12 protein-coding genes are annotated in these 21360 nt (G+C 45.1%); 6 read left to right on the top strand and 6 right to left on the bottom strand.

Annotated elements, in window-relative coordinates; all coding sequences use genetic code 11:
- From L3V31_RS04470 to L3V31_RS04455, 4 genes are all read right to left on the bottom strand, one after another.
- Nucleotides 1-1278, bottom strand: a complete 1278-nt coding sequence (locus L3V31_RS04470; protein ID WP_237314918.1) for a TolC family protein — start codon at nt 1276-1278, stop codon at nt 1-3.
- On the bottom strand, nt 1265-9838 hold the full coding sequence (locus L3V31_RS04465; RefSeq protein ID WP_237314917.1) for a BapA/Bap/LapF family large adhesin: 8574 nt from the start codon (nt 9836-9838) through the stop codon (nt 1265-1267). The genes L3V31_RS04470 and L3V31_RS04465 overlap by 14 nt, the downstream gene beginning before the upstream one ends.
- Nucleotides 9839-10016: 178 nt before the next feature.
- Nucleotides 10017-10847, bottom strand: coding sequence for an OmpA family protein (locus L3V31_RS04460; RefSeq protein WP_237314916.1), 831 nt, complete (start codon nt 10845-10847; stop codon nt 10017-10019).
- Nucleotides 10848-11905: 1058 nt separating this feature from the next.
- A complete protein-coding gene (locus L3V31_RS04455) occupies nt 11906-12217 on the bottom strand; it encodes a hypothetical protein (RefSeq protein ID WP_267135884.1) in 312 nt (103 codons plus the stop codon).
- 467 nt (nt 12218-12684) lie between these two features.
- Here L3V31_RS04455 and L3V31_RS04450 point away from each other — a divergent pair, with 467 nt between their 5' ends.
- Nucleotides 12685-12897 carry a cold-shock protein gene (locus L3V31_RS04450; protein WP_237314914.1) on the top strand — a complete coding sequence of 71 codons (213 nt, stop codon included), beginning with the start codon at nt 12685-12687 and terminating at the stop codon, nt 12895-12897.
- Nucleotides 12898-13166: 269 nt separating this feature from the next.
- Nucleotides 13167-13574: a VF530 family DNA-binding protein gene (locus L3V31_RS04445; protein ID WP_237314913.1), complete on the top strand. Its 408-nt coding sequence runs from the start codon at nt 13167-13169 to the stop codon at nt 13572-13574.
- Nucleotides 13575-13755: 181 nt separating this feature from the next.
- Here L3V31_RS04445 and leuE read toward each other — a convergent pair whose 3' ends face one another.
- Entirely contained in the window at nt 13756-14397 is a 642-nt protein-coding gene (gene leuE, locus L3V31_RS04440) for a leucine efflux protein LeuE (protein WP_237314912.1), read from the bottom strand.
- A 282-nt stretch (nt 14398-14679) separates the two neighbouring features.
- Between leuE and L3V31_RS04435 the strand changes: the two genes are divergently transcribed.
- The 4 genes from L3V31_RS04435 to L3V31_RS04420 all read left to right on the top strand — a co-directional run bounded on the left by L3V31_RS04435 (nt 14680) and on the right by L3V31_RS04420 (nt 18244).
- Nucleotides 14680-15696, top strand: a complete 1017-nt coding sequence (locus tag L3V31_RS04435; protein ID WP_237314911.1) for a TRAP transporter substrate-binding protein — start codon at nt 14680-14682, stop codon at nt 15694-15696.
- Nucleotides 15697-15749: 53 nt separating this feature from the next.
- On the top strand, nt 15750-16298 hold the full coding sequence (locus L3V31_RS04430; RefSeq protein ID WP_237314910.1) for a TRAP transporter small permease subunit: 549 nt from the start codon (nt 15750-15752) through the stop codon (nt 16296-16298).
- Between the two features lie 151 nt (nt 16299-16449).
- Nucleotides 16450-17727: a TRAP transporter large permease subunit gene (locus tag L3V31_RS04425; protein ID WP_237315005.1), complete on the top strand. Its 1278-nt coding sequence runs from the start codon at nt 16450-16452 to the stop codon at nt 17725-17727.
- A gap of 34 nt (nt 17728-17761) precedes the next feature.
- The gene (locus L3V31_RS04420) at nt 17762-18244 is read left to right on the top strand and encodes a gluconokinase (protein ID WP_237314909.1); all 483 of its coding nucleotides are present in this window, start codon (nt 17762-17764) and stop codon (nt 18242-18244) included.
- A gap of 244 nt (nt 18245-18488) precedes the next feature.
- Here the strand turns inward: L3V31_RS04420 and L3V31_RS04415 are convergent, their stop codons facing one another.
- The gene (locus L3V31_RS04415) at nt 18489-21059 is read right to left on the bottom strand and encodes an ExeM/NucH family extracellular endonuclease (RefSeq protein WP_237314908.1); all 2571 of its coding nucleotides are present in this window, start codon (nt 21057-21059) and stop codon (nt 18489-18491) included.
- Nucleotides 21060-21360 lie beyond the last annotated feature (301 nt).

The raw sequence follows: 21360 nt of genomic DNA, 5'->3' as shown, positions 1-21360 counted from the left end.
TTAACTCCCATGACTTTCTTGAGCAAAATAGGAGTCCAATACACCGAGTTCAGAACGAATTCGGTAAGGGATTCTTAGTAGCTCAATAGAAATATTCAAATACTGATTAGCCAACTCAAAACGTTCGCGCTCTGCGTTCAACAACTCCTGAACGGTAGTTAATCCCGCCCGGAATTGGTCTTGATACGCTGACACTAGATTCGTAGCTGCTTCAAGCTGTTTAATAGTTGCGCCTTTTTGCTTTGAGAGCATCGTAATCGCTTCGCGCTGCATCCCTATGTTGCGTGCCATATCGAGTTGGGTAAATTGAACATCCCATTTCGCGGCTTCAGCACGTAAATGTTCAACGTCATCCGAATCAAAGCTCGCGGGACCTTGCTGTAAACTGGCTCGAATATTGACCGCAATAGCAGAATCTTGCACTAACTCGCCTCCAACCTTTCTACGCTGAGAGTACGCATCGAGCACAAGTTTAGGTAGTTGTTCAGCTTCAGCTTGGTTGGCATCATTTTTAGCCACCTCCACTCTCTCAACTGCTTGCATATACTGTGGAGATTGCTTGATCAGTGTCGATTCTTCTTCCTTTCTCGGCAATATGCTCGCTTGAACTTGAGATAAATTGGGCAATGTAGGCAGGTTATTAACAGGTCGCTGGACCAACAGTTCCAAACGTAACTTTGCCTGGTTTTGATCTCCTAACGCTTGCTGCCACTGCTGTTCACTGTAATAGAGTGCTTGACGAACTCGGTTTAATTCAGACCGATCACTGTATCCACCACCGCTGCGCACATTGGCCATCTTCTCTATATTTTCTAGATGGCTTTGGTGGTCAAGAATCAGCGTCTTTCTTTGTGCTTCCATTTTGCTATCAAAGTACGCTTCAATGATTTCCAGCCCAACCTCTGCTCTAACCTGCCTTAAGTAATGCATCTTTTCTCGCGCGCGGGCATTCATGCCACCCACTTCGCTATCCAGAGCCCCCCAATCGTAAAGGGTGTAACTGGCATTTGCGCTGTAAGCGAGATCACCAGTTACACCATCGGCAGGTCCTGCAGAAACATCCAGTGTAGGCCAATAGCCACCTTCACTCAGATCAACTCGCTTATCGGCTTGTTCAACCTCTGCCTCAACCGCCCTAACTCTCGGATTCAGTGATAGACCTTGAATAACCAGTAGCCGCAGAGAAGGGGCCTCTACAGAAGAGGCCGACCAACTGCAACTACTGACTAAACCCACCAATACCAATGATGTTCTGATAGTAGATTTAATAAACCACATTACTCTCATCTTCGATCGTTAGTGGTTGTGTCATCGTTCCGGCGTCACTGAACATGACTCCCTCGATCATGACACCGTCTGAGTCACTACTCGCCAACGGCACAGTTTGAGCATCAGATGACTCACTGAAGGCAAGATCGACATCATCTTCAGACGTATAGGAGAGCATTGCCTGCATCATCGTGACTGGCTCAGGAACGCCCTCTCCCGTTGCAGTGATAAAGACATCCAGCTCAGTTTGCTCCACCGTTCCATCGGGGTATTCCACTCGATAACTGAATGTATCGTTGAGAGTCCCACCAAAGACGGCTAAGTCACTATCCGGTGTGTAACTGTATTTACCCTGCACATCAACGCTCAGAGTCCCATACTGCCCTACCAACGTGGAGCTGGTCGTGACGGTTTGGAAAGTTACACCGTCGTCAGAAATAGACAGGGTATAGTCTGTACCGAATTGAACATCATTGGTGAACAAATTCCCTTCAGCAATAGAGACTTCATCCACTGCATATTGATCCAGGTAACTTATTGTCTGTGTTAAGTCAGCACTCACTGAACCTGCAACTCCAAGAGGTACGTCGACCGTTAATGTCACTTCATAGCTGCCCTCGGTCAGTCCATCAAACACCACCTGGTTACTATTACCACTTAGTAGCGTTAATAATGCATCATCTGAGAAGCTTTCTACCTCAGTCATCGTGCCATCTACATCTTGCGACAATGTCAACGTAACACTGCTACCAAGAGCCAGTAAGTCAACGTTGCTCAGGGTGAATGACAAATCCTGGGTCGTATTCGCTGCTACCTCAACATTGTATGTATCACTCTCGATACTACCTAATAGTGATACTAGCCAACTGACATCTAACGCATCATTCACTGGAGGCACTACGACAGAAACGTAGTCGTAGTGGAGTTCCGCGGTTGCGGTATCTGACGCTGCACCCTGCCCCGTTAGATTAAAGGTTAAATTGGCACTGTCGCTGCTGAATCCATCCGATATGGTATAAGTGAAACTATCACTGTCACCTAAGCCAGCACGTGCACCATTAGCGACATATGTATAGCTACCGTTCTCATAAACCGTAAGGTCTCCATATTTACCAGTCAGGGTGACACCAGATGTACCGCTTCCAAGCACCGTAACTATGTCCCCATCAGTATTGGTTACTTGCGTTACCACACCACCGTTAACAAGCGAGTCAGCTACTTCCCCTGCGCCTCCACCTTGGATCACATTACCACTGACGGTAGTACTACCTTCAAACTGGTACTCAGTCAGAGTGGACGTCACGTCCGTTTGCTGTAGTAATGTTAGGGTATTACTTAGAAGCGTGTCTGCTACTATATCCAACACCTCATCCACAACGCTGGTTAAACCAATAGTATTCAACCCTGTCGTTAAGGTGTCGACTAAGTCACCTGCCCCAATACTGTCAACGGTGGCCAACAATGGTTCAAGAATGAACGTGCGTACTGCACTCCCAACGTCCAATCCTCCTGCAGAACCAAGGACACTGCCATTCAACGCGGATTCAATTGCATCCAGCAGCGCATCTTGATTTTCAGCGCCTAGTACTACGCCACCTGCGCCTAATTCCGTAAGAGAGATATTGCTGTCGCCGCTCGTATCAAACAGATTTGCCAGCTCACTTTCATCATTGCGAACAACAACCGTATATTCACCAGCAGGCAGACCTGAGAAGTTAGCAACAAGTGTATCATCACCCGTTAGGCCTAAAACGGTCAGCCCGGCAACATCACCGACAAGAGGGTTGTCCTCTGTCACCGCTTGCCCTACGACTTGCCCTTGAGCATCAACAATTTCCACAACATAAGCATCAGCAACCGCCAATAGCGCCTCTTGGCTCACTTCTACGACGACTTCGCCATTGAAGCCATCGCCCACAACAATAGGAGTGCTTGTAATACTGCTCGTGCTTGCCGTACTCATACTGGCCATAACAACAGGCTCACTAGACGCACTTTCTAACACTCCTACAACTTGCATGTCACTGACTGTCACTGGCTCGCTAACTTGGCTGGTTTGCGCTCCCAATGCCATATCTATTGAATCTGATTGAGCAGAGGCTGCTGTAAAGTCAGAACCAGAGATGGAAATGGTTAAAGTCGCGGTGTCTGATGTTTCACCATCCGATAGAGTATAAGTAAACACATCATTTTGTCCGATCGATGCTCTGTCACCGTTTGCCACATAGCGATAACTTCCATCAGATTCAATTTCTAATGTGCCAAATTTTCCTTCTATTGTGGTAATACCCGTAGCATTTACGACCGCACTTTGACCCGTAGCATTCTCTACCGCCGTGATTAAGGAGCCAGCGACGATAGTGTCTTCACCTACGCCACCGCTATCACCAGTGATGAGATTGCCTTGTGCTTCTGTCACACCGTCATACACATACTCAGTAACGGTTGTCGTAATGTCGGTATCTTGCAAAACAGTCAGCGTGTTACTTAACAGCGCATCAGCAACGGCACTCAACACAATATCAAGGTCCGTTAACAGACCGAGATCAGTCAAACCTTGAGTTAAAATGTCTACGAGTTCGCCCGCACCAATTTCGGTGGTGGTGTCCAAGGCAGTTTCTAGAATGCCTCTGACTGCGGGACCTAAAACCACACCCAATGTACCTTCAACCGTATTTAATACTGAGTCCTGATTGTCTGGCCCTAGAACGACGCCCGCATCACCAAGTTCTGTTAGGTTAACATCATTGCTGCCATCACTATCGAGCAAGTCTTCCAACTGACTCTCATCATTGCGAACAACAACCGTATAGTCTCCAGCAGGTAGACCATCCACAGAAAATGAGATGGTTTCATCACCAGTCACATTAAAGATATTGAGGCCACCAACATCAGCCAACTGAGAATTAGCACTGACACTTGCGTACACCAGTTCATTGCTGGCGTTGTACACCTCAACTTTGTATGCATCGGCGACCGCGACTAAGCTTTTTTGCGAGACTTCAACCGTGACTTCACCAACATGATCAGCAGATACACTAAACGCGGAGCTTGCATCCGCGCCTCCGGTACTTTCTGCCACACCGATGACTTGGACATCTTGGGTGGTTTGAGGTGCTCCTACTGTCACAGTTGGTTCACCCAAATCCAGTGAACCATTATCAGCTATCGCATCAAGCGCCTGAATAAGAACATTTTGTGGAGCACTGCTTTCACTGTTTCCGGCAGCATCCGTGACAGTGGCCACAACCGTGTATGTACCTGCACTTAGAGCCGAGCCTGTTAGGTCAAGCGTCCAGTTACCGCTGGCATCAACGTTTAGTTCTGGACTAACACCTTGAGTGTATACGGTGCCCGACACACCTACAGTCAACTGTGTGGTTTCACTGGTGTTCACCGTACCGTTCAATATTAGCGTGGTGTCGCTAGTGATAAAGTCACCATCCGTACCGGAGTCAGTTGTGATGCCATCAAAACTGACTATTGGTTCACTTGCCACGCCGTCGATTGACGTATCCAGAGTTGTGGTATCCGTAACCGTGCCCGTGTTTCCTGCCTGATCAGTAACTTCCATCGTCACTGTGAGTAAACCATCATTCAGACTAGATAAGTTAAGGCTGCTCACCGTAACCACACCTGCACCATCTACGGAAATGTTCGCCGCAGGTACAGAGATGTCGGTCGTTCCATCACTTATGATAATGGAGTTTATCGTTGCCCCGGTTTCGACTGTGCCAGACAAAGAGACCGAAGCTGATTCATCCGCATTTAATAGTTCATCACCACCATCGTTAAACGTGATTGAATTTAAACCATCGCCATTGCTTGGCGCACCAGTGTCAATGACCAATGTACCCGTGGCTGTGTCTTGGTTACCCGCCTCGTCTGTGGCGTTCACTGTCACCGTGTAACTGTTCTCAGTTAGAGGTGGCAAGGTGTCGTCTGCTAGTGTCCAGGTACCATCGCCGTTGTTCGTCGCTGGGTAATCCGTGCCATTCACATTGACACTAACACTTGCTGTATTGTCATCCACGGTTCCGGTTAAGGCTGGTGTTGTGTCATTGGTGGTGACATCATCCACCGTCACGGCTGGCGCGGTGGTATCAATGGTTAAACTGCCACTCGCGGTACTCTCTGCGCCTGTAAGAGTGGTAGCTGTCACCAAAATCGGGTAATTGCCTTCTGCCAGTTCAGTTACTACGTTGTCCCCAATTGACCACGTGCCATCACCGTTATTTATAGCCGTATAGTCGGTACCATTCACATTGACAACAACGGTTGCTGCCGAGTCATCAATCGTTCCAGACAGTGGAGGGGTCGAATCATTAGTCACTGCACTATTAACCGTAACAGTAGCAGCGGCTGCATTGGTTGTGCTGCTTGCAGGCTCACTTGTATTGCCTGCCTGATCGGTTGCCGTCGCCTTGACTTCAGTTCCATCCGCCAACGGACTATCTGGCGTTACAGCCCAATTGCCATTTTCATCCGCTGTGGTCGTATAATCTGGCGTTCCATCACCATCGACGTCAATGTTGACCTCACTATTTGCTTCTGCCGTTCCGCTGATTTCCGTTCCATTACCAGCGTTTATGACCGGAGCGTCCGGTGCGACAGTATCAACGACCAACGTACTCGTGGCGGTGCCTTGGTTACCCGCCTCGTCTGTGGCTGTGACCGTCACCGGATAGCTGTTGTCAGCCAGTGCAGGCAAAGTATCATCCGCTAGTGTCCAAGTGCCATCGCCATTGTTCGTTGCGGGGTAATCCGTGCCATTCACCGTGACGATAACATTCGCCGCCGGATCATCCACCGACCCCGTTAACGCCGGTGTCGCATCATTGGTAAGGGCATCATCGACCGTGACCACTGGCGCTGTTGTGTCCACCACTAGCGTGCCGGTTGAGGTGCTTTGGTTGCCCGCCTCGTCTGTGGCGGTCACTGTCACCGTATAGCTGTTCTCAGTTAGAGCTGGCAAAGTGTCGTCTGCTAGCGTCCAGGTACCATCGCCGTTGTTTGTCGCTGGGTAATCCGTGCCATTTACATTGACAGTAACACTCGCCGCCGTGTCATCTACCGTGCCAGTTAATGCTGGTGTTGCATCATTGGTAAGAACTTCATCAACTGACACCACTGGCGGTGTTGCATCCAGAGTTGTGGTATCCGTAACCGTGCCCGTGTTTCCTGCCTCATCAGTCACTTCCATCGTCACAGTAAGTAAACCATCATTCAGGCCGGATAAATCAAGATCGCTCACTGTCACTACACCACCGACGATGGAAATATTGGCTGCTGGAATTGAGATGTCGGTAGTGCCGTCACTAATGGTAATGGAGTTTATAATCGCCCCATCTTCAACTTCACCAGATAAAGAGACCGAAACCGCTTCATCCTGACTTAATAGCTCATCGCCACCATCGTTAAACATGATTGAGTTAAAGCCATCGCCGGCGCTTGGCGCGGTTGTATCCACGACCAACGTACCCGTGGCGGTACCTTGGTTACCCGCCTCGTCTGTGGCGGTCACTGTCACCGTGTAGCTGTTCTCATTTAGAGGTGGCAAGGTGTCGTCTGCTAGTGTCCATGTACCATCGCCGTTGTTCGTCGCCAGGTAATCCGTGCCATTCACATTGACAGTAACACTTGCTGTATTGTCATCCACGGTTCCGGTTAAGGCCGGTGTGGTGTCATTGCTGGCAACATCATTAACCGTAACCGCTGGCGCAGTTGCGTCAATGGTTAATGTGCCGTTAGCGGTACTAATTGCCCCTAAGTCTGTTGTTGCTGTCACGACTACTGAATAGCTACCGTCTACTAAAGAGGGCAGCGTGTCGTCTGAGATTGTCCAAGTACCATCACCGTTATTTACCGCTGGATAGTCGATACCGTTCACATTGACCACGACGGTTGCTGACGGGTCATCAATCGTTCCAGCCAGTGGAGGGGTCGAATCATTGGTCACATCACTAGTAACCGTAACAGTAGCAGCGGCTGCATTGGTCGTACTGCTTGCAGACTCACTTGTATTGCCTGCCTGATCCGTTGCCGTCGCATCGATTTCTGTGCCATCCAGCAACGGACTATCGGGTGTTACACTCCAATTGCCATTTTCATCCGCTGTGGTCGCATAATCTGGCGTTCCGTCACCATTGACATCAATATTGACGACACTATTCGCTTCAGCAGTACCACTAATTTCTTCTCCATTACCAGCGTTGATGATCGGAGCGTCAGGTGCAACAGTATCAACGACCAACGTACCCGTGGCGGTGCTTTGGTTACCGGCCTCATCTGTGGCGGTCACTTTCACCGTGTAGCTGTTGTCAGTTAGCTCTGGCAAGGTGTCGTCTGCTAGCGTCCATGTACCATCGCCGTTGTTTGTCGTGGTGTAATCATTCCCATCAACCGTAACAGTGATACTTGCCGTCGGATCATCGACCAAACCTGTTAGCTCTGGTGTCGCATCGTTAGTAAGAGCATCGTTAATGGATACCACTGGCGCACGTGCATCCACTTCAGCGGATGAAGGGTCACTCACATTACCTGCATCATCGGTTGCCGTTGCAGTTATAACGGTACCATCGGCTAAAGGCGCATCGGGTGTAATGCTCCAGTCACCGTTTTCATCGGCTACTGTGGTGTAATCCGGAGTACCGTCACCATCGACATCCACTTGAATCTCGCTTCCTGCTTCAGCCGTACCCGTGATTTCAGTGCCATCACTTGCGTCGATCAAAGGACTAGCAGGAGGAGTGGTATCAATGACAACGGTTCCTGAGCCAAGACTAACGACTCCTGTAGGCGTTGTCGCGGTCACGGATACATTATATGTTCCGTCGACCAGTTCAGGTAAGGTATTGTCAACCAAAGTCCAAGTGCCATCACCCTGGTTTGTAACGACGTAATCAATACCATTCACGTTAACGACAACGGTCGCATCCGCAATATCAACCAAGCCACTCAGCTCAGGTGTCGGGTCATTCGTAATAAGGTTATAAACAGATACATTAGCAGCAGAACTGTCCACGACAGCTAAGCTAGGATCACTAGCATTTCCAGCACCGTCTGTCGCTGTTGCAGTAACCTCCGTACCATCTGCCAAAGGGGTATCTGGCGTGATACTCCACTGCCCATTACCATCTGTGGTCGTCGTATAATCCGTTGTACCATCACCATTGACATCAACATCAATACGACTTCCTGGCTCAGCGTTGCCCGTAAGTTCACTACCATTAGTATCATTTATCTGAGGAGCATCAGGGGCGGTACTGTCCACTTCGAGCTGACCGTCTGCACGGCTTTGATTTCCAGCTTCATCCGTAGCTTCAACAGCAACCGAATAAGAACCATCGGCCAATTCTGGTAACGTGTTATCAGCCAGAATCCAAGTGCCATCACCGTTATTCGTCGCGGTGTATTGCTCGCCACCTAGGCTTACAATAATCGTGGCTGTAGGATCATCCACAGTACCGGTTAACGCTGGTGTTGGGTCATTGGTCAGCACATCGTTGATGAGTACATTCGGCGCCTGCGCATCAATTGTCGACACGCTAGGGTCACTATCATTGCCAGCGTTATCAGTCGCGGTGACGCTAACCTCCGTCCCATCATCTAACGCTGGATCTAACGTAATAGACCACGATCCTGTCTCATCAGTGACTGTCGTGTAGTCGGTATTCCCATCACCATCGACATCTATTTGAATTTCGCTACCAGGCTCGGCACTGCCGCTTAACTCACTACCATCGCTAGGATTAATCGTTGGAGCATCAGGCGCTGTTAGATCAATAATCACGGTACCTGATGCTGTGTCGCTGTTTCCGGCAGAATCCGTTGCCGTTACCGTTACAACGTATTCTCCTTCAGCGAGTTCCGATACGGTATTATCCTCTAAAGTCCAAGTGCCATCACCATTGTTGACAGCTGGGTAATCCACACCATTAATCGTAACAACAACCGAAGCCGTAGCGTCATCAACCGTGCCATTTAAGGCAGGCGTACTATCGTTAGTTTCTAAGTCGTAAATGTCAACATTAGGAGATTGAGTGCCACCAGAGTCAGGCAATACATCATCATTGTCGCTACCGCCACTGCCTCCACCACCGCCAAGTGCCAATGCCCCAAGCCCAGCTAAGGCAACACCACCGAGTACCATCGGCCACCAAATCGTTTGTTCTTCTACAGTGTCGTAGCCCAAGCTTTGAAAAGTCACATCCTCATCGTCTAGACTCTCAAGAAAATCTTCCGTCAATCCGGATTGAGGGACAAAATAGTAGTACTGCCCATCTTCTGCTAATCCGATAAATTGTGGTGGGTTATCTAATTGAAAATAGTCTTCAATTACTACATCTGCGGGTGAGTTGGCGGTCGTCCCACCCAAACGTATTTCTAACGTATCGTCGACACGTTTAAACATAACTTGTTGGGGTGCAACTCCTGTAGATGGCTCTACGACTTCATAAAGAACATCGTTTTGAGCCCCAATAGAAGTGCTACTGCCGCCGCTAGTGATATCATAACGCTCTATAACCTGATCGCCATCGCGAGCAATAATTTCGTACTGATTGTCCATAACACATTACCTACCAACTTATCGATTAGTGTAATAATTTGAGCACGAACCTATTATTCAATTTTTAGTCGTGCATTTAGAACGCACCCACCTTCCTATCGATGGGCAGAAAACAATGGACTACGTTTGATTATGTCTACGCTCTATTGAGCAAAACACCGAATGTATAGAATCATAATTAGCCACTTTGCCAAATCCTGACGGTAACGCGACGATTAGGCTGTAAGCAGCGGATGAGCTCTTCTCGGGCAAGAGTACTTGAGCACGTTACAACAGGCTCACTCGGACCAAATCCGAAGGCGTGTATCGGCCCACCATAGCCACGGCTAATGATATAATCAGCAACTGTTTGTGCTCGTTCTTCTGACAACTTCTGATTGAAATCTTTCGTGCCAATATGATCGGTATAGCCAGAGACAGTAATCTTTAATCCCTTGTCTTCATGAGTATCAATAAAGTCGATAACCTTCTGCAACGTGTCACTCTGAACAACGTCCATTAATTGAGCACCACCGAATTCAAAGAATGACTCCGAGCTAAGATTGAATTCCACAGGCTCTGAGGTCTCACAATTTAACTGATGACGTGGTACGAGGAAGCTTTTTGATCTAGAGCGCGACTCTTTTAAGGCATCATTAATAGATGTAACACTGGACTGTTCATAACGGATTCCGGATGGGGTTGAATACGGAAATAACTTAACGTACTGCAACGACTGTGCGGAAATATTCACGTTAACAGCACCTCCTACCCCACCTCGTGTGACTTGGAATGACTGGTTCCCCTTACACACAGGCAGTACAGCATATTGAGATGGCTGCAAACCAGCCATAACAGAACCATTGGAGAAAATAACCATTGCCTTCGACTGTTCATCTTTCAGGCCTGCATTATAGAAAACAACTTCTGACGTTAAATCATTTCCTATTTGATAAGAAGTTGCTGTTTGTTCTCCGACTAATAGATCACCCTTAGTAGTACAAGCGAGTAGTGCGGAGGTTGTGGCCAACAGACATGCTCGTTGAATCGTATTCATTGTTTTTGTGTTCCTTACATTATTTTCGAGCCAAAGATTTAGTTGAGGGTGTTGTCTACACATAAACAGACATATCAACTAATTACTTAACTCGACCATTATTTATACGATTTCCCTGTATAATAATAAATAGCACGATCTAATAATAATCAAGAAAAAATATATGACAAGTAAAAAACAAAAAGCAATTAAATTATAACTTCACCCTCAACAAAATAATAACTCTACTTTTCTTATGGATAATTTAACCCACTTCTAGCCAGGAAGATTGAAAAATATAAAATCAAACAAGATGTTAATTTAAAAAACAAATAAATTAGGCGGGTAAGACATAATTACTTTAAATCAGCCCTTGGCTTACTTACATCTAAAAAGACCACAAAATAAAATATCCACCTATTTAAATCAACAACTTAGGACAATTTGGAGAATTTACAAAACACTTCAACCCGATGCTTAATCTAGCACGTAATAGCAATGCTTCTTGAGTATTAAACACACATTTAAAACAGAACATGGAAAAATAACCAAAGTATCAATATAACTTATAATCATACTTTTAATAAGGTTATGTATATATTTTAGAATTGATAATGGTTTTCATTTTCAATATATAACAATATTATCCAGCCATACGTTAAAGAAAATAAAAATATGCCTTCCGCAATAGTCGCTTTATTTATATGGATATTTACCAATAATTAACAACAGTTAACGCGTGACGTTGATCACAATGACAATTAACTAGATTACATGCATTCACATTAAATAATGACTACGATTACAATTGGAAGAGTTTTTGGCACTAATTTAAACGTATATTATTGCGCCTAATTCAGTAGACTAAGCCGCAACCTCTTTAAAAACCTCAGAAAGCCCTACCAAATAGAGGTTCCCTGTTTTCGGTTGTCTAGCACTCGATTTTTTAGAAGAGCAGCTTCTTGCTAATACCTACCTTTTCAATGCAAGAGCCAACAAAGACGGCAGTAATATAAGGAATAACCCACTTTAAGAAGCGGCTATAAGGAACATTAGCAATACACAACTGTCGCAGCGGTAGAAGCGAATAAGTTGATCCAGCCAGAACCAATTTGATAAGCGATGACAACTATATCCTTATCAACCGATGCAAAATCGCTCATTGGCCCCATTAAAGGCATTGAAAAAATCGCGAGGCCAGAACTAGAAGCAATAAAGAATGCAAGAACAATATGTGCAATGTGCGTAACGACTGCAAATACACCACTATCGAGTCCAACGACCATAGCTTCCGCCCAACTTAACATTGTATCAGTGATATTTGCATCGTTCATGATAACGTTGATGCCTTTAAGCCACTGCAATGACTAGAGCAACACCTATCATATCTTTACATCCTGCGATAAAGGAACGGACAAACTGCTCCTCTGGCATTCTATTGATCAAGCCTATTAGTAGAATCGCAGCGCAAAGATAAACTATCGAGGAGTCGTCATAGGACTATGATGAGTAACTGCTATAGCCGCTCGGTTGTAAGCTTGTGATTTAGCTTCATCGAATTGTGCACCAAAGGCGTACTCAGAAACGTGTAATTCCCCCCCCAAAAAAATAAACGAAAATAATCCTTTACATGTGAGTGCTAAAAGACAATAATGGCGTCGCTCTGTTGTTCAGAGTTATTAAATGAGACATCACGTAGTAAAAGTAAAACCCTTAGAATTCACCTGTTGTTATCCTCAGTGTTTCCCTTAGCTTCAAAGATACATTAAATAATTCAAGCTACTAGCGCATTCAAATAATTAATTTTTTCAATTTATATAAGGGACATATTATGTCTAATAAAACAACTGGTTCTGTAAAATGGTTCAACGAAACTAAAGGTTTTGGTTTCCTAACTCAAGACAACGGCGGCGCAGACGTATTCGTTCATTTCCGTGCAATCGCTTCTGACGGTTTCAAAACTCTAGCTGAAGGTCAAAAAGTGACTTTCGAAGTAGAGCAAGGCCAAAAAGGTCTTCAAGCTGCTAACGTTGAAGTAGCATAAGATTTTAAGTAGACGCAAGCTGTAGGAAACTACGGCTTGCGTCACTTCTATCTGATTTCATTAATATCTTCCCCTTTAAGACCCCCCAATTCTCTTTATCTGATCCCCTTTCTTCTATTGATTTTGCTTTATAGCGAGCTTCTTTCACGCTTTTAAGCTATTAAATGTCATACCCATACAAAACCCCAATCTTGATGAGTAAACGGTCAGATTATTGTGGGAATTGGTATTATGCCTATATTTAAACACGAGCCCCTGAGGTACAGATCATGACTGATGAAGAAAGAATTGAACTTCAAAAAAACAACCCTCTCCATGGTCTTAAACTAGAGACGATGATCGCAGAACTAGCGGACTTTTATGGATGGGATATCTTAGATGCAGCAATGCGATTTAATTGTTTTCATACAAATCCCTCAGTCGCAAGTAGCGTGAAGTATTTAAAGAAAACAGATTGGGCGAGAGAGAAGCTAGAAAACTTTTATTTGTACCGCTTTAAGCGTATGCCGAGAGCGTCAAGTGAAGAGTTCGATCTGCCGCCACGTTCCCGTACGTTTCCACACGGACTTAAACCTAAAGAGCCAATGGAACTTACGGTTGAGTCGATCTTAAAATCGCAGGCTAAAGCCGCTTCAGCGCATAAAGAACGCTCTTCACGAGCCCGTTTTAAACGATAATATCTGGGTAACTCGCCGCCACTAAAGCTGGAAAACACATGACCCATTAGGTCGTTTGAGCATCAAAAAAGTGGAGGAGTTAGAATCTCCCCCACTTTTTATTCAACTAGCCACTAGTCTCTACGTCTAGACAAGCTCATCAGATAGCTCTGGGAGCAACAGGTTATGCATCAATTAAAACTCAACTCAGACTCGCTAGTCGTGCCGCAAAGCCCATAAAGAACATACCAAGTAACCCGTTGCCTAACTTTGCTAACACTTTATTATCTTTGAATAATTGGGTTAATGATGATCCCAGAAAGATCAGCGTACTCAAATAAATGATGCTAAAGACTTCTAAGATAAACGCTAGGATCAAGTATGAAATCCACGTGTGTTCATACGTATAATCAATAAACTGTATAAAGAAAGAGACGTAAAACAGGATTGCTTTTGGATTGGTCAGACTTAACGTCAGCGACTTAGCAAACACATTTTCGCGTTTCTTAGGGCGAGCGACGTCTGATTCACCATCATCACTTTTGCTCATTAACTGATGAACGATTTTCACCCCTAAATACAGCAAGTATGCGGCACCCAAGTAGCGAATAATCGTGAACAAGACGGGAGAAGTTTGAATTAACGAAGCAACACCTAGGTAAGAGAGCAAAATTAAAACTGCGTCACCAATAAGCACACCAGAAGCTGCTTTATAACCCGCCTTAACACCCAGCGATGAGCTAGATTTCAACACATAGAGAGAGTTTGGACCCGGAGCAAGAATGATCATGGTCAGACCGACCAAATACGTCCATATATTAATTACGCCAAACATCTCCAACATGACGATCAACCCTTTTACCAAATGACATCGAACGGAATTACGAGATATAACTGAAACAAATAGCAAAGTCTATCTCAGTGTGAAGAATTCCGCCGAAAAGATATAAATCCCTATTCATAACAGACTTCTCATTCATGTTAGAAACTAATTAAAGATGTTATAGAACGTGATCAAACTCCTAGATTTCGCCTCATGTTACCGGTAACTTAGCCAATGTTCCCGGTAACATTCGGGCGTAGTAGGAATACAAGTAGATCCGATAATAAATTAAAGGACGAATGAATGAGCATCATACAAAAATCCCTAACCTCAGCTATCTCACTAGCGTTGCTATCCACTTCCGCTTTCGCTGCTGACTTTAACTTTAAGTTTCAATCCAGTGATCCGTCTGGTGACAAGAACTTTCAGGTTCAAAAAGAATGGACTGAACGCGTAGAGCAAATGTCTGGTGGTCGTATTGAAATCGACTTATTACCTGTTGGTGCCGTGGTTAAACACACCGAAACCTTGGGTGCTATCAAAATGGGCATCATCGATGGTCATATTACCGCTACAGGTTACTTCACTGGTCAGGACCCTGCTTTTGGTCTGATTGGTAATATGGTTGGTGCATGGTCAGACACTCGCCAACTACTTCAATACATTAACTACGGCGGTGGTTATGAGTTGATGACTGAGCTCTACGCGCCTTACGGCGTGAAATATATTGGCGGTTCAACAACAGGCGTAGAATCGTTTGTATCTAAAGTGCCACTAAATGGCGTTGATGATCTAAAAGGTCTTAAGCTTCGTGCTCCGGAGGGTCTGGTTCAACAAGTTTTTGCGGCCGCAGGTGCAACCCCCGTAAACCTACCTGGTTCAGAAGTCTTTACTGGTTTGAGTAAAGGCGTTATTGATGCTGCTGACTACACCGTTTTCTCTACTAACCATCAAGCAGGCATGAACGATATCGCCACTCACCCTGTTCAACCGGGCTTCCACTCACTGCCAACGATTGATATCTCAATGAGTCAGAAAAAGTGGGACAAACTACCAGCCGATCTTCAAGAGATCATGACAGTATCGGTTCGTGACTTTGCTGAAGATATTACGACTCAACTGCGTATCGCAGATCAGAAAGCCGTTAAAGAAGCGGAAGCGAACCCTAACATTACCATTCACGACTGGTCAGAAGAAGAGCGTAAGAGGTTCCGTCTGATAGCGATGGGCGAGTGGGAAAAATATGCTGAGCTCTCTCCTAATGCGAAAAAAGTTTACGATTCTATTACGACTTACCTAAAAGACTCAGGTCTTCTATAAGTTGTTAAAAAAAGGGAGGTTTACTCCTCCCTTTTTCATTTGGAATTAGACATATGAAAGAACCAGACACAAATCTCGCGGCTGAAATGCCCCAGAATGTTCTCGATAAAGCAATAACCAAAATCAGTGAACTGTTTAGTTTATTGTTTGTTGCCACCGTCATCATTTCATTTTACGAAGTAGCAAGCCGCTATTTGTTTAACTCACCAACCATGTGGGTACACGAAACCGCCTCCTTTATTGGTGGAGCACTGTTTGTGATCGGCGGGGCCTACGCTCTCGCAACCGACAAACATGTAAGGGTCGTTCTCGTTTACGATGCGGTATCACCAAAGACAAAGCGTTACCTGAATGTCTTTCACCACCTAGCAGGGTTGCTGTTTAGCGGGTTATTGATTTATGCCGCGTGGCAAACTGTTGCTAACTCTTGGTTTGCACCTTGGGGCGGATTGAGGTTAGAAACCTCGGGCTCCGCTTGGAATCCTCCATTTCCTGCCCTGCTTAAAGGCATCATTCTATTTACCGTTTGCCTGATGTTTATTCAATTCATTTTGCATTTTATTAAAGAAATTCAACAACTAAGGGACGAAGGCGATGAATAACTTATCTTCTACAAAACCTTCTGTTGGGAGCTACAAACCAGTGTTCCTTGTCATCGGCCTTCTGACCTTAGCGGCTGCTTTAGGATGGGTTGGTGTGCAAACCTTCACATCGAACTTGTCATCAATTGGCATCGAGTATGGTAGCTTGTTGATGCTTGCGTTAATGATTGGTCTATTGTTGACTGGCATGCAACTCGCTTTCGTTACAGGTCTAGTCGCACTGATCTTTACCTTAGGTTGGTTTGGCGTCGATGCGCTGCCACTTATTACGAGCCGTATTTTTAGCTTCGTCAGTGGTTACGTGTTCCTCGCGGTACCAATGTTTGTACTGATGGCTGCATTACTCGACCGCTCAGGAATTGCCAGAGACTTGTTCGATGCAATGAAGAGTGTTGGCCGTAAAGTGCGCGGTGGGGTTGCGGTTCAAACTCTGCTTGTTGCGGTGATTCTTGCATCTATGTCGGGCGTTATCGGTGGCGAAACAGTGCTACTCGGTATTCTTGCACTGCCACAAATGCTAAGACTTGGTTATGACCGGAAGCTAGCAATTGGTACAACGTGTGCTGGTGGTGCGTTAGGTACTATGCTTCCACCAAGTATCGTACTGATTATTTATGGTTTATCGGCGTCAGTATCGATTGGCGAGCTATTTAAAGCGGCATTCTTACCGGCATTCATTCTCGCTATGTTTTACATGGCTTACGTACTCATTCGCTGTAAGCTTAATCCAGCCCTTGCACCACTGCCATCAGAAGAAGATCTGGCTAAAGATGCTGAAGATCACCCTAGCTACTTCAAAGCGCTGTTCTTCCCTCTGCTATCGGTTGCGACGGTTCTAGGAAGTATTTACACCGGTATCGCATCAGTTACCGAAGCTTCTGCGTTGGGTGTGGTTGGTATTGCTATCAGCGCTGCGATTCGCAAAGAGCTAAATTGGAAAATGGTCAAAGAGTCTTCCATCGCAACCATGCGTACCTGCGGCATGATCATGTGGATCGGTATCGGCGCTTCAGCATTGGTTGGCGTTTATAACCTGATGGGTGGTATCGATTTTGTTGAGGAAACCATTCTTGCGGCAAGTGGCGGTAACGCAATGTCTACCCTGCTTATTATGATGGCAATCCTGTTTGTTCTGGGCATGTTCCTTGACTGGGTAGGCGTTGCATTGCTTACCATGCCGATTTTCGTGCCAATTATTACCGGCCTTGGGATGGACCCAATCTGGTTTGGTGTGGTGTTCTGTCTGAATATGCAGGTCGCGTTCTTGTCGCCACCTTTTGGTCCAGCCGCATTTTATCTTAAGTCTGTTGCGCCTAAAGACATTAGCCTTGGTGAAATATTCACTGCACTACTTCCGTTTATAGCACTACAAGTTTGTGTTCTTGCTCTCGTGATTGTATTCCCTGAGCTTGCATTATGGTGGCGATAAATCTGCCCATTAAGCCTAATTATGAGTTGATACTATGAATAAAAAATATGTCGTTATGGGTGTTTCTGGGTGCGGTAAATCTTCTATCGGTGACTCGCTGGCAAAATCTCTGAACATCCCTTTTTTCGATGGTGATGATTACCATCCAACGGAGAACGTTGAAAAAATGAGGAATGGCATCCCTCTTACCGATGAAGACAGAAAAGAGTGGCTGTTAACCTTAAATACGTTAATACAGGAGCAAGAAAACTTGGTACTGGCATGCTCTGCCTTAAAACCAGAGTACAGAGAAACATTAAGAGCAGGCTGTAATGATCTCACGTTCTGCTATTTAAAAGGTGATTTTGACACGATATGGGCTCGTCTAAAAGCCAGAGAAGATCACTATTTCCAAGGTTCAGCGATGCTAGAAAGCCAGTTTAATACCCTGATTGAACCCACCGAGCAGGAGGCAATCTATATCGATATCAATCAGCCTCCAGAAAAAGTTGTCGGCGATATCCTCGCAAAAGTTTGATCATAAAGGGCTGGTTTACCAGCCCTTTTTCTTAGAATTAATACTGTTAGCTTGTTACTGATGATGAACTAGAAGCAAGGATATGAAGAAAGAAAAAGCCCGGCAGCATGTGAGCATTACACTTCATGGCCGGGCTTGGATGCTTGCGATTTAAGTACCACCTTTATTGGTATGAACGGCAATCGACCCTATTCATACCGCTAATATCTGCTCAAATCGATGAACTCCAGTAAAGCTCATTTTGTTAGTGATTGCCTTGAAACCACGGTTTCTTTGGCTTGTCTTTGTTGTTTGGGTGGTTGTGTTTATTTTTATGTTTGTTGTGCTTGTTAGGATGATTAGGGTTCTTTCCAGGCTTATGTTTATCATCATTGCCAAATGCAAGCACGACGATCGCTGGATCATGATCAGACGCTCGGTAAATATCAGAATATTTCGGTAAATCACCTGAGTATTCTGTCGAGTAGTCAACGTAAGTTGATTCAGGTGAGTTAATATTCCAGTCGATAGCGGCAACGACGTTGTTTTCTGCCGTTTCTGCATCTGACAGAATATAATCCAGACTCCCTAAAGTGTCATTGTACGAATAGCTGTATGAGTTCGGATGCCATTCTCTGATAACATTTCTGTAGCCAAATGATTGTGAGAGGCTTTCAGGTTGAGCCCCATCCATTTTTTGATCACCAATAAACGTATCACGAGCTGGTGTCACCGAGTAACCTTCTGGAAGCTCTGTTAGCAACAAAATCGGGTCTTCGCTGGCGTAAGAGTTCAGGTCTCCCAGAATCAGCTTATGTCCGTCGATTTTAGCCAACTCAGTTCCCAAGTGTTGTGCGGCAGAAACCCGAAAGTTTTCACATGAGCCCTGCCCATCTACATCTTGTTTGTTCTGCAGGTTCACATCTTCCCAACAGGTTGAGCCCTTTGACTTGAAGTGATTAACAGATACCGTAATGGTTTCATCACTCCCCTTGATACGGAAAGTTGGTGTTATGGCATCCCTCTGATAGTTGTCAGTATCCTCACCTTCGGTGGCGTGTTGTTCCGGCATTTTGATCAGTCGGTACGTATCGAGTGTTACTTTAGCAGGTTTGAATATCACTTGGTTAGTGATGGCATCAGTACCTACGTATTCATAACCATCACTGGATACATACGAATACTGGTCAGACTCATCTTCAATCAAAAGATTAATTTTATTGACCAAATGCGCTACAGCAGACTCTTCGCCGAAACCATTGTTTTCAATCTCCATCAAGCCAACGATATCCGCGTCCATCGCGACAATGGCTTTTGCAATTTTGTCACCCTGACGTTCAAACTCACCGAAAGTTTCAGCACCACGGTTGTTACCATAAGGGTTTTCTGCACCGCCAAATGGAGAGTTAAAGTAGTTGAGAACGTTGAAAGTGGCAACGCGCAGATCACCATCGGCAACGTCAGGAGCGGTGGTACGGTCATTGTCATGAATAAACGTGTCCTGGGTCGCTTGATTGGTTACGTACAGACGGAAGTCACTGTATGAATACCCCAATACGCCCTGAAGCCCGTTAATAGTATCGTCGATACGGATATAATCATCACTGGTCGTCGTACCGTCTTCCATTGGGACCGCACTTTCTGTCAGAAAATCACTGTACCAAGGTACCACACCGTTGGCCGCTTTTTGGAATGACTCAATATAGATACGGCGATCTTTATTCTCATTATCCTGCGCTAATGCTTCGACTGAACCCGGTACATTTTGCTGGTTCACATGTAGGTTAACCCGCTCATAGGACGCCATCATATTGTAGCGGTAAGCATCATAATCAAAGCTGAACGTACGCGTGATATGCATGTCAGCTGCTTCGTCTAGCTCAATCAACATGCCCTCATGGCGCTCCAGCGTAAAGTCGAAACTTTCATCAGTATCCAGAGTACGCAGTGGGGTTGGAGTGATCGCGATTTGGGTAGGTTCGACATTATTGATATGCGTATCAATCAGTTGAGTCCAGCCATAGCTTTCATAGGCTTTACCCTGAACAGTAACGGTATTACCAACCTCGATACCATTAATATCACCTCTGATGAAAATTGCGTCAGAGGTATTCTCGTTACCGTCCCCATATTGATCTTGCAGGAAGAATCCTACCGGCAGATCATTCCCTAATGCTGACGTTTGAATAGCCGTCACAATACCTGTAACTTCGTAATACCCCTCTGATTCATAACCAGATTCAATTAAAGGTGAACTCCAGGAATCTCCCTGTATTTCCATAATGGTTGTCGCTGTCGCGTCGGGAATAGTCTTATCTACAGTTTCATCAGACAGGTTTCCCAGGCCATCAAAGGTATCTTTGGCGTAGTTACTCCAGTCACTCTCATCGTATACCGTGTTCGCCGAACGTCCTATACGGCGTAGAGTAATATCTTTCCCCCAACCACTGGTCGTTGGCACATCACCAACAATATCGACCACAATACCGTTATTGAGAAGCGCAACCGCATCACCACCATTATGTACCAGGCCAGAAGAAATGATAGTGGCGACATCAGCCGGTAGCGACAGCTCTGCCTGACTGTTTTGCACGACCAATAGCTCTTGTGGCGCTAATGTACCGGTCAAGCTAACCATTGGTGTTGGGGTTTCAGAACCGTCTTTATAGCGTGCCAACGTGTAATTAGAGAGCAGAACACTTTCCGAGCCATTGTTGTACAGCTCTATTGCTTTATTATAGCTGCCTCCTTCAACATATTCCGTAATCAAAACTTCGGCGTTGGCAATGTTAGAAAGTGCCAGACCCACCGATAATGTAATCAGTGTTTTTTTCATCTTGTATCTCATCCATGTTTTATAGATTGAATGTTTAATGTCGTGAAGACTTACTTGTAGTAATTATTCATATATTTAAAACTAAATTAGCATTCAAATATGACCTTTAAGTTAATAAAATTCATATGGTTAGCTAATTAACAAAAAGGCAATCTTATTACATTTTAATTAGTTTAATTCCGAGTATATTGCCAGTGTTAAGTTAAAATCATATGAACATTTAATTATTCTATCTACCATAAATTAAAGACAATTAAATATAATAGAGTGTAATCGAATACATTTATTCTTCAGAATTAAT

The organism is Vibrio sp. J1-1 (assembly GCF_021728395.1).
Lineage (GTDB): Bacteria > Pseudomonadota > Gammaproteobacteria > Enterobacterales > Vibrionaceae > Vibrio.
Note: the sequence above shows the minus strand (reverse complement) of the source record. Positions and strands in the feature narration are given on the sequence as shown.